This is a genomic window from Nonomuraea basaltis, assembly GCF_005893125.1.
In the GTDB taxonomy this organism is placed as follows: domain Bacteria; phylum Actinomycetota; class Actinomycetes; order Streptosporangiales; family Streptosporangiaceae; genus Nonomuraea; species Nonomuraea basaltis.
In genome coordinates, this window is sequence record NZ_VCJS01000062.1 from 52,659 (window position 1) to 61,603 (window position 8,945).

The window sequence follows — 8,945 nt, forward strand, 5'->3', positions numbered from 1 at the left end:
CCTGACGAAAGTCAGGTCTCGCCGGGGGCCGGCAGCCGCGTCGGCACGGCCTTCTGGACCTGCTGGTAGACGACCGACGTGCGGAAGCCGACGATCTCCTTGCGCTTGCTCAGCTTGTCCAGCAGGAACGAGTGCAGGTGGTCCAGGTCCTGGACGGCCACCTGCAGCAGGAAGTCGTCCCCGCCCGCGAGCACGAACACGCTGAGCACCTCGGGCATCTCGGCGGCCGACGACTTGAACGCGTTGATCACCGCCCGGCTGAGCGGCCGTACCTGGACCGCGATCATGGCCTGGACGGTGCGGTTGAGGGCGGCCGGGTCGATGTCGGCGTGGTAGCCGCGGATGACGCCGCGGCGAGTGAGCGCCCTGACCCGCTCCAGGCACGTCGAGGGCGCGATGCCGAGCTGTCGTGCGAGCTCGCGGTTGGACTGCCGAGCATCCGTTTGGAGCAACCGCACGATCGCCGAATCAAGTTCATCCATGTACGGATATTTCCATATGCGTCCAGCCAGACGTTCGGATGAGAATCGATAATTTCGTTCATATGGGTAAATTTCGCTCTCATGACGCAACAGACGTATGCCCGCATGACCGCAGGACAGGGCACGGCGCTGCTCGTCGGAGCGGTGCTGGGGCCGGGGATGCTGGTGCTGCCGCACCTGGCCGCCTCCGCCGCCGGGCCCGCCTCCGTACTGGCCTGGGCGGGGCTGCTGGCGCTGAGCGTCCCCGTCGCGCTGACCTTCGCCGCGCTCGGCGCCCGCTATCCGGGCGGCGGGGGAGTGGCGGGCTTCGTCGGGCTCGCGTTCGGCCGGCACGCCTCCGCCGTGGCCGGCTGGTGGTTCTACGGCGCCGTCCCCATCGGCACCGTCGCCGGTGCCCTCGTGGGCGGCCAGTACGTCGAAGCGTGCCTCGGCGTGGACGGCACCCTCGCCGCCTGGCTCATCATGATCGCCGCCTTCGCGGCCAACGCCGCGGGCCTGCGCACGTCGGGGCGGCTGCAAATCGGCTTCGTCGTCCTGCTGGTCGCGCTGCTGGCCGCCGCCGTGGTCACCGCCGCCCCGCACACCGACCCGGCCAACTTCACCCCCTTCGCACCGTACGGCCTGGCGGGCGTGGCGAGCGCGGCCGGCGTGCTCATGTTCGCCTTCGTCGGCTGGGAGGCGGCCAGCCACCTGTCGGCCGAGTTCGCCGACAGGACGAACGGCCTGCTCAGGTCCACGATCGTGACCCTCGTGGTGATCTCTGTCCTGTACGTCGGAGTGTCCGTCACCTCCGTCGGCGTGCTCGGCGCGGACATGACCGGCGTGCCGCTGACCGCGATGCTGGAGATCGGCCTCGGCGGCGCCGCCCGGCCCGTGACCGGGGTGGTGGCCGTGCTGCTGACGTTCGGGGCGGTCAACACCTACATCGCCGGGGCCGCGCGGCTCGGGGCGGCCCTGGCCAGGGATGGGGCTCTGCCCGGCTGGTTCGCCGCGGGCGGGGAGCCCGGACGGACGCCGTACCGGAGCCTGGGGCTGCTGGCCGTGCTGTGCGTGCCCGTGCTGGTGTGGGCGGTGGATCTGGACCTGCTCATGCGGGCGACCTCCGCGTGCCTGGCCACCGTCACGGCGGCGGGCGTGGCGGCGGCGGTGCGGATGCTGCCCGCGGGCCGGCACCGGAATGTGGCGTTGGTGGGTGCCGGGCTGTCGTTCGCGGCGCTCGCCTTCTGCGGCGTCTACCTCGTGGTTCCGGCCTTGCTGGCTTTGGTGGCGGTGGCCGCGCTTTCGGCCGGCTCTCGCCGTCCGTATAAAAAGGGCATATAAACGGCGAAGGGCGCCGTCGGGCGGGCACTACTCGTAGCACGGGACGGCGCAACGTCGGGAGATGCCATGACCGAGCACGCCAAGTACGCGGAGTCCAGGGAAGTCGGCGAGCAGGCACGGGAGAAGGAGTGGACCCGGCCGAGCTTCGGCAAGCAGCTGTTCCTGGGCGACTTCCGGCTGGATCTGGTGCATCCGGCGCCTGCGCTGCCCGATGAGGCGACCAAGCGCGGGGAGGAGTTCGTCCGCGCGGTGCGGCGCTACCTCGACACGCACGTCGACCCGGCGCTCATCGAGCGGACCGGGCAGATACCGGACGAGGTGGTCAAGGGGCTGGCCGGGCTCGGCGCGTTCGGGATCACGATCGGCGAGGAGTACGGCGGGCTCGGCCTGCCGTACCTGTACTACTGCCGCGCGCTGATGCTCGTCGGCTCGTACTGCCCGGCGCTGGCGACGCTGCTGTCGGCGCACCAGTCGATCGGGGTGCCGCAGCCGCTGAAGCTGTTCGGCTCCGAGGAGCAGAAGCGGGAGTTCCTGCCGCGGTGCGCGGCGGGCGAGATCTCGGCGTTCCTGCTGACCGAGCCGGACGTGGGCTCGGACCCGGCGCGGCTGGCCACGACCGCCGTCCGCGACGGCGACGACTACGTGATCGACGGCGTCAAGCTGTGGACGACGAACGGCGTCGTCGCCGACCTGCTCGTGGTCATGGCGAGGACCGGCAAGAAGATCAGCGCGTTCGTGGTCGAGGCGGATTCGCCGGGCATCACGGTCAAGCGGCGCAACGGCTTCATGGGGCTGCGCGGGATCGAGAACGGCGTGACCGAGTTCTCCCAGGTCAGGGTGCCGGCGAAGAACCTGATCGGGCGCGAGGGGGAAGGGCTGCGGATCGCGCTCACCACGCTGAACACCGGCCGCCTGTCGCTCCCGGCCACGTGCGCCGGCAACGCCAAGTGGGCACTCAAGATCGCCCGCGAGTGGGGCAACGCCCGGGTGCAGTGGGGGCGCAAGGTCGGGCAGCACGAGGCCGTGGCCACGAAGATCGCCTTCATCGCGGCCACCGCGTACGCGCTCGAGGCCGTCATGGAGCTCACCAGCCGCCTGGCCGACGACAAGCGCAACGACATCAGGATCGAGGCGGCGCTGGCCAAGCTGTACGCCACGGAGCTGTCGTACCAGGCGCTCGACGAGCTGGTCCAGATCAGGGGCGGACGCGGCTACGAGACCGCCGAGTCGCTGGCCGCCCGCGGCGAGCGCGGCGTGCCCGCCGAGCAGATGCTGCGCGACTCCCGGATCAACCGCATCTTCGAGGGCTCCTCCGAGATCATGCGCCTGATGATCACCAGGGAGGCGGTGGACGCGCACTTGTCGGCCGCCGGAGAGCTGGTCAACCCTGAGGCGTCCCGCCAGGAGCGCACCCAGGCGCTCAAGCGGGCCAGCCGCTTCTACGCCAAGTGGCTGCCCACGCTGGTGGCCGGCACCGGCAACCTGCCCACCGCGTACGCCGACTTCGGCCCGCTCTCCGCGCACCTGCGCTTCGTGGAGCGGATCAGCAGGAAACTGGCCCGGTCCACCTTCTACGGCATGTCCCGCTGGCAGGGCAGGCTGGAGCACAAGCAGTCCTTCCTGGGCAGGATCGTGGACATCGGAGCCGAGCTGTTCGCCATGACCGCCGTCTGCGTCAAGGCCGAAGAGGACGCCAAGGACCTGGGGCGGCGGCCGTACGAGCTGGCCGACACGTTCTGCCAGCAGGCACGACGCCGCGTGGACGCCCTGTTCGACCGCCTCTGGGACAACAGCGACGCCCACGACGCGCGGCTGGCCGGCTACGTGCTCGAAGGCCGCTACGGCTTCGTCGAGGAGGGCATCCTCGACCCGTCCATCGAGGGACCGTGGATCGGCGCGCCCGAGGGCGGGGAGAACGTCCGGCGAAAGATTCTCTGACGCCCGGTCTAGACCGGTTGTGAGGCCTTTCTTGTAGGTTTGTTTCCAAATCGAGACAAGCCGGTATAGACCGCTTCCTTAACGCAGGCTTACTCTGGCGCAAACGCGCCTCGCGCGTTGCCCATCCCCCAGGGCGGGGTCCGCTAGCTGGTACGGACCAGCGTCACCCGCCCGACGAGAAGGCGGTATATCCAGTGAACATGAAGCTTGTGGGCGGCGCGGCTCTCGGCCTTGCCACGGTGCTGGTCCTGTCCAGCTGCGGCTCCGGCGACTCCGGCGGCACCACCCAGGCCTCGGGCGACGGCACGGTCACGCTCAAGATGGTCGCCGCGGACTACGGCGACGGACCCGGCAAGCCGAACTCGGGCGAGACGTTCTGGAAGGGCGTCGTGGACGAGTTCCAGGCCGCCAACCCGAAGATCAAGGTCGAGGTCCAGGTCATCAACTGGAACGACATCGACAAGCAGGTCGCCACCATGGTCCAGAACGGCCAGGTGCCCGACATCCTGCAGACCGGCGACTACTCCGGCTTCGTCAAGGACCAGTTGCTCTACAAGGTGGACGAGGTCCTGTCCCCGAACGTCTCCGGCGACATGCTGCAGAAGTTCGCCGAATTCGGCAAGGTCGACGGGACCGCGTACGGCATCCCGTTCGTCTCCTCCGCCCGCGCCCTGTTCTACAACAAGGACCTGTTCACCAAGGCCGGCATCACCGAACCGCCGAAGACGTGGGACGAGCTCAAGGCCGCGGCCGAGAAGCTGAAGAAGGTCGGCGTGACGCAGCCGTTCGGCCTGCCGCTCGGCCAGGAGGAGGCCCAGGCCGAGTCGTTCCTGTGGATGCTCGGCAACGGCGGCGGCTACAAGGACGCCTCTGGCAAGTGGGCGATCAACTCGCCGCAGAACGTCGAGACGTTCACGTACATGAAGGGCCTGGTGGAGGGCGGCCTGACCACCCCGAACCCGGGCACCAAGGACCGCAAGACGGTCTGGGAGGACTTCGGCGCCGGCAAGGTCGGCATGGTCAACGGCGGCCCGATGTCGATCCCGATCTTCGACGCGGCCGGGCTGAAGAACTACGGCGTCGCGCCCATCCCCGGCAAGGCCGGCCCGCTCGACACCACGCTCGGCGTCATGGACTGGATCATGGCGTTCAACAAGAACGGCCACGCCGCCGAGATCAAGAAGTTCATGGACTTCTTCTACACCGGCAGCGCCGCGGAGAAGATCTCCGACACCTACAAGCTGCTGCCCGTCACCAACGGCGGCATCCAGAAGCTGTCCAGCGACGAGAAGCTCAAGCCGTTCCTGGATGCGCTGCCCAACGCCAGTTTCTACCCGTTCCAGGACCCCAAGTGGGCCGAGGTGAACCCGGCGATCAAGCAGACCATCGGCGGAGCGGTCAAGGAGGACCCGGCCAAGGTCCTCGGCGAGCTGCAGAAGACCGCCGAAGCGGCTGGCTGATCGTGTCGGCTCGGCGCTCCTTGACCGGGGCGCTGAGCCGTCCCCTCATGGAAGGCTTCGGATGAAAAGGTTGCGCGCCCTAGAGCCCCTCGCCTGGGTCGGGCCCGCCGTGGTACTGATCGCAGTGGTCGTGCTCTGGCCCGTGATCGAGATGATCAGATCGTCGTTCCTCAAGATCAGCCGGTTCGGCGTGGTCCAGGGCGGCAACGGGATGGCGAACTACGAGAAGCTGTTCGGTGAGAAGGACTTCGCCGACATCATGGTCCGCAGCGTGATCTGGGTGGTCGCGGTCGTCGCGTTCACCGTGCTGATCTCGCTGGCCCTCGCCCAGCTGTTCAACCAGCGCTTCCCCGGCCGCAAGATCGCCCGCTGGGCGCTGATCGCGCCATGGGCGGCCTCGGTGCTGATGACGGCGATCATCTTCAAGTGGATGCTCGACCCCGAGGTCGGCGTGATCAACCAGATCCGGCTGAAGCTCGGCCTGATCGACGCCATGGGCGGAGCGGCCGCCGACCAGCTCGGCGACGGCGCAAGCGCGATGCCGTGGCTGGTGTTCGTGGCCGTCTTCGTGTCGGTGCCGTTCACCACGTACGCGCTGCTGGCCGGGCTGGCGACGATCCCCGCCGACGTCTACGAGGCGGCCACGATGGACGGGGCAGGACGGTTCAGGACGTACTGGTCGATCACGCTGCCGCTGCTGCGTCCCGCACTCACCGTGGCGGCCCTGATCAACGTGATGAACGTCTTCAACAGCTTCCCGATCATCTGGGCGATGACGCACGGGCAGCCCGGCTATTCGACGGCCACGTCGACGATTCTCATGTTCATCCTCAAGGGCTCCGACATCGGTGAGTCGGCCGCCATGTCCGTCGTCAACTTCGGCATGGTGATCGTGCTGACCGTGATCTTCCTGCGGGTGTCGCGGTGGAACAAGGAGGTGGCGTGATGGCCGTCAACACGATGCCGCCCAAGGCCAGGCCACACACCCACGTGCGCCCGCGTGGCGCCGCGCCGCGCCGCATGCCCGGTCTCAAGACGGTGATCGTCGCGGCCAGCGCGTACGTCATCGCGTTCGTCTTCCTGTTCCCGTACGTGGTGATGCTGCTCACCTCGCTGCGCGCCCAGGACTCGCTGCGCGACGTCACGTTCTGGCCCGAGGAGTGGGTGTGGTCCAACCTCACCAACTTCTGGACCAGCGGGCTGGCCGGGAACCTCTGGGTCACGATGAAGGTGGCCGGCGGCTCGACGATCCTCGTGCTGCTGGTGGCGCTGCCGGCGGCGTACTACTCGGCCAGGCACCGCTTCAGGGGGCGCACCGCGTTCCTGATCCTGGTGCTGATCACCCAGATGTTCCAGCCCACGGCCATGCTGGTCGGCATCTACCGCGAGTTCTACCAGTTCGGGCTGGTGGACTCGATCTGGTCGCTGATCCTCGTCAACGGCGGGTTCAACCTGGCGTTCGCGGTGTGGATCCTGAACGCGTACTTCGCCTCGATCCCGCGCGAGCTGGAGGAGGCGGCGTTCATCGATGGCAACGGGCGCTTCGGCGCGCTGTTCCGGATCACGCTGCCGCTGGCCATGCCGGGCGTCATCACCGCGCTGATCTTCACGTTCATCGCGGCGTGGAACGAGTTCGTGGTCGCCCTGACCCTGACCACGACCCCGGCGAATCAGCCGCTCACGGTGGCGCTGAACTCGTTCATCGGGCAGTACCAGGTGGACTGGCAGAACCTGTTCGCCGGGTCGGTGATCGCCACCATCCCAGTGATCATCCTGTTCGCTCTGATCGAGCGGAAGGTGGTCGGCGGTCTGACCGCCGGCTCGATCAAGTGAAGGGCTGGGGGAGGCCGATCGGCCTCCCCCTACCTACTTCTGCGGTACGCGGGCCACGCAGAACACCGTCTGGCCGAAGGGCGGCCGGACGAACCGCTCGATCAGGCGGGTCAGCGGGACCACAGTCCGGTCGTAGATCTTGACCAGCCGCGGGTCCGGATAGCCGACGCCGCCCCGGCGCACCGCCGCCCACCAGGCGATGCCGCCCAGGAAGTTGATCGGCTTGAGCACGTCGACGTCGAGCCCGGCCTTGGCGACCGTCGCGGCCAGCGTCTTGGGCGTGTAGCGCTGGACGTGGCCCACCTTGCGGTCGAAGTCGCCGTAGAGCTGCATGTAGCCGGGCACCCAGATGATGATCCGGCCGCCGGGCTGCGTGACCCGGGCCAGCGAGCGCAGCGCCTCGGCGTCGTCCTCGATGTGCTCCAGGACGTTCATCATGACGACGGTGTCGACCTTGTCCTCCAGCGGGATGTCGGTCGGCAGCCCGAACTGCAGGACGTTGATGTCGTCGCGGCCCTCGAAGCGCTTGGCCAGCTGCTCCACGCAGTAGGGGTCGAAGTCGCTCACGACGAGCCTGTCCAGCCGGGGCAGGAACTGCTCGGCGAAGTGACCGAGCCCCGAGCCGATCTCCAGCATCGAACGGCCGACATGCGGGGCGACCATGTCGAACTCGTACTGCCGATAGTTCTTGGCCTCGTCCCCACCTAGGTGGTTCTCCAGGGCCTCGTCACCGGCCGCCGGTTGTACTACACGGTCATACCCAGAAGACATAATCCCGTTCCTTCTAGGGGGCACATGGATTGCCCGAGTCTAATGCCCAGATCAGCGATGAGAGTCATCCGATCCGCGAAACACCCTTCCCCGCACACCCTCCGATGCGGTGGAATCTGATTCGCCATGGACGACGATGAGGCGATCGCGCGCTCGCTCGACGGTGATCTCGCGGCCTATGAGGTGCTGGTCGGCCGCTACACCGCGCTCGCTCACCGTACCGCGTCCATGCTGGGCGCCGGGGACGAAGCCGAGGACGTGGTGCAGGAGGCGTTCGTCAAGGCGTTCCGGCATCTGCCGAGCTTCCGCCGGGAGTCGCCGTTCCGGCCGTGGCTGCTGCGCATCGTGGCCAACGAGACGCACAACCTGACCCGGTCGCGGGGGCGGCGCGCCGAGCTGGCGGTACGGCTCGGCGCCACCGCCGATGTACGGGCGCTCGACGATCCCGAGGGGGCGGCCGTGGCCACCGACCGGCGGGCCCGGCTCCTGGAGGCGGTACGCGGGCTGCCCGAGCGGGAACGCCAGGCCGTCGTCTGCCGGTACTTCTTACAACTGACGGAAGCGGAGACGGCACAAGTGCTCGACTGGCCGGTCGGCACCGTCAAGTCCAGCACCCACCGCGGGCTGGCCCGGCTGAGGGAGGAGGTGGGCAATGAGTTCGCGTGAGCCTTTCGACGAGCTGGAGGCGGAGTTGCTGGCGCTCGGCGACCTCATCGACGTGCCCAGCCCGCCTCCCGCCGAGATGGCCGCCGCCGTCCGCGCCCGCCTCGAAGCCACCGCCCCGGCCCCCGGCAGCGAGCGTGCCACCGGCGAGCCGACTACCGGTGAAGGGCCCGACCCGGCCCACGGTCCTCACGCCATGCCCGTCAGACCCCACCCCCGGACGCCGGGCCGGCGGGGTGACGGGCGTCGGCCGGCACGGCGCGGTCGGCGCGCCAGGTGGAAGATCGTGACGGCGGTCGTCCTGGTCGTCGTCGCCATCACGGCCGCCACCCCCCAGGGCCGGGCGGCGGTGGCGAAGATCCTGCGTTTCGCCGGAATCGAGCTCCAGATCGGCGACACCACGCCTGTCTCTTATCCACATCTCCGAGCCCACGAGACCCTAAGACCCCTCGTATGCCGCCCTCTGCCTGAGAAGACA

General features: G+C 68.6%; 8 protein-coding genes and 1 pseudogene. 7 read left to right on the top strand and 2 right to left on the bottom strand.

Features of this window, described 5'->3' with window-relative positions:
• Positions 1–11: 11 nt before the first annotated feature.
• On the bottom strand, positions 12–482 hold the full coding sequence (locus tag EJK15_RS27675; RefSeq protein ID WP_138713393.1) for an Lrp/AsnC family transcriptional regulator: 471 nt from the start codon (positions 480–482) through the stop codon (positions 12–14).
• An 81-nt stretch (positions 483–563) separates the two neighbouring features.
• Between EJK15_RS27675 and EJK15_RS27680 the strand changes: the two genes are divergently transcribed.
• The 5 genes from EJK15_RS27680 to EJK15_RS27700 all read left to right on the top strand — a co-directional run bounded on the left by EJK15_RS27680 (position 564) and on the right by EJK15_RS27700 (position 7,033).
• Entirely contained in the window at positions 564–1,802 is a 1,239-nt protein-coding gene (locus tag EJK15_RS27680; protein WP_138713394.1) for an APC family permease, read from the top strand.
• 66 nt (positions 1,803–1,868) lie between these two features.
• Positions 1,869–3,740: an acyl-CoA dehydrogenase family protein gene (locus EJK15_RS27685; protein WP_138713395.1), complete on the top strand. Its 1,872-nt coding sequence runs from the start codon at positions 1,869–1,871 to the stop codon at positions 3,738–3,740.
• A gap of 200 nt (positions 3,741–3,940) precedes the next feature.
• Entirely contained in the window at positions 3,941–5,200 is a 1,260-nt protein-coding gene (locus EJK15_RS27690) for an extracellular solute-binding protein (protein ID WP_138713396.1), read from the top strand.
• 61 nt (positions 5,201–5,261) lie between these two features.
• Complete coding sequence (locus tag EJK15_RS27695; protein WP_240777251.1) at positions 5,262–6,146, top strand: carbohydrate ABC transporter permease; 885 nt, start codon at positions 5,262–5,264, stop codon at positions 6,144–6,146.
• Positions 6,146–7,033 (top strand): carbohydrate ABC transporter permease, encoded by an 888-nt coding sequence (locus EJK15_RS27700; protein ID WP_240777252.1) that lies wholly within the window; start codon positions 6,146–6,148, stop codon positions 7,031–7,033. Before EJK15_RS27695 ends, EJK15_RS27700 begins: the two co-directional genes overlap by 1 nt.
• Positions 7,034–7,066: 33 nt before the next feature.
• On the opposite strand, the gene EJK15_RS27705 is transcribed toward EJK15_RS27700, so the two are convergent.
• Positions 7,067–7,804: a class I SAM-dependent methyltransferase gene (locus EJK15_RS27705; protein ID WP_138713397.1), complete on the bottom strand. Its 738-nt coding sequence runs from the start codon at positions 7,802–7,804 to the stop codon at positions 7,067–7,069.
• Positions 7,805–7,930: 126 nt separating this feature from the next.
• Between EJK15_RS27705 and EJK15_RS27710 the strand changes: the two genes are divergently transcribed.
• Positions 7,931–8,470 (top strand): RNA polymerase sigma factor, encoded by a 540-nt coding sequence (locus EJK15_RS27710; protein WP_138713398.1) that lies wholly within the window; start codon positions 7,931–7,933, stop codon positions 8,468–8,470.
• Positions 8,457–8,945 (top strand): annotated as a pseudogene (locus EJK15_RS27715) (hypothetical protein); the annotation flags it as partial. The gene EJK15_RS27710 and the pseudogene EJK15_RS27715, both read left to right, overlap by 14 nt.

Excerpts from the sequence above, each read along its gene's own strand:
- EJK15_RS27675 (WP_138713393.1), bottom strand. The coding sequence starts at position 482 with ATGGATGAACTTGATTCGGCGATCGTGCGGTTGCTCCAAACGGATGCT.
- EJK15_RS27680 (WP_138713394.1), top strand. The coding sequence starts at position 564 with ATGACGCAACAGACGTATGCCCGCATGACCGCAGGACAGGGCACGGCG.
- EJK15_RS27685 (WP_138713395.1), top strand. The coding sequence starts at position 1,869 with ATGACCGAGCACGCCAAGTACGCGGAGTCCAGGGAAGTCGGCGAGCAG.
- EJK15_RS27690 (WP_138713396.1), top strand. The coding sequence starts at position 3,941 with ATGAAGCTTGTGGGCGGCGCGGCTCTCGGCCTTGCCACGGTGCTGGTC.
- EJK15_RS27695 (WP_240777251.1), top strand. The coding sequence starts at position 5,262 with ATGAAAAGGTTGCGCGCCCTAGAGCCCCTCGCCTGGGTCGGGCCCGCC.
- EJK15_RS27700 (WP_240777252.1), top strand. The coding sequence starts at position 6,146 with ATGGCCGTCAACACGATGCCGCCCAAGGCCAGGCCACACACCCACGTG.
- EJK15_RS27705 (WP_138713397.1), bottom strand. The coding sequence starts at position 7,804 with ATGTCTTCTGGGTATGACCGTGTAGTACAACCGGCGGCCGGTGACGAG.
- EJK15_RS27710 (WP_138713398.1), top strand. The coding sequence starts at position 7,931 with ATGGACGACGATGAGGCGATCGCGCGCTCGCTCGACGGTGATCTCGCG.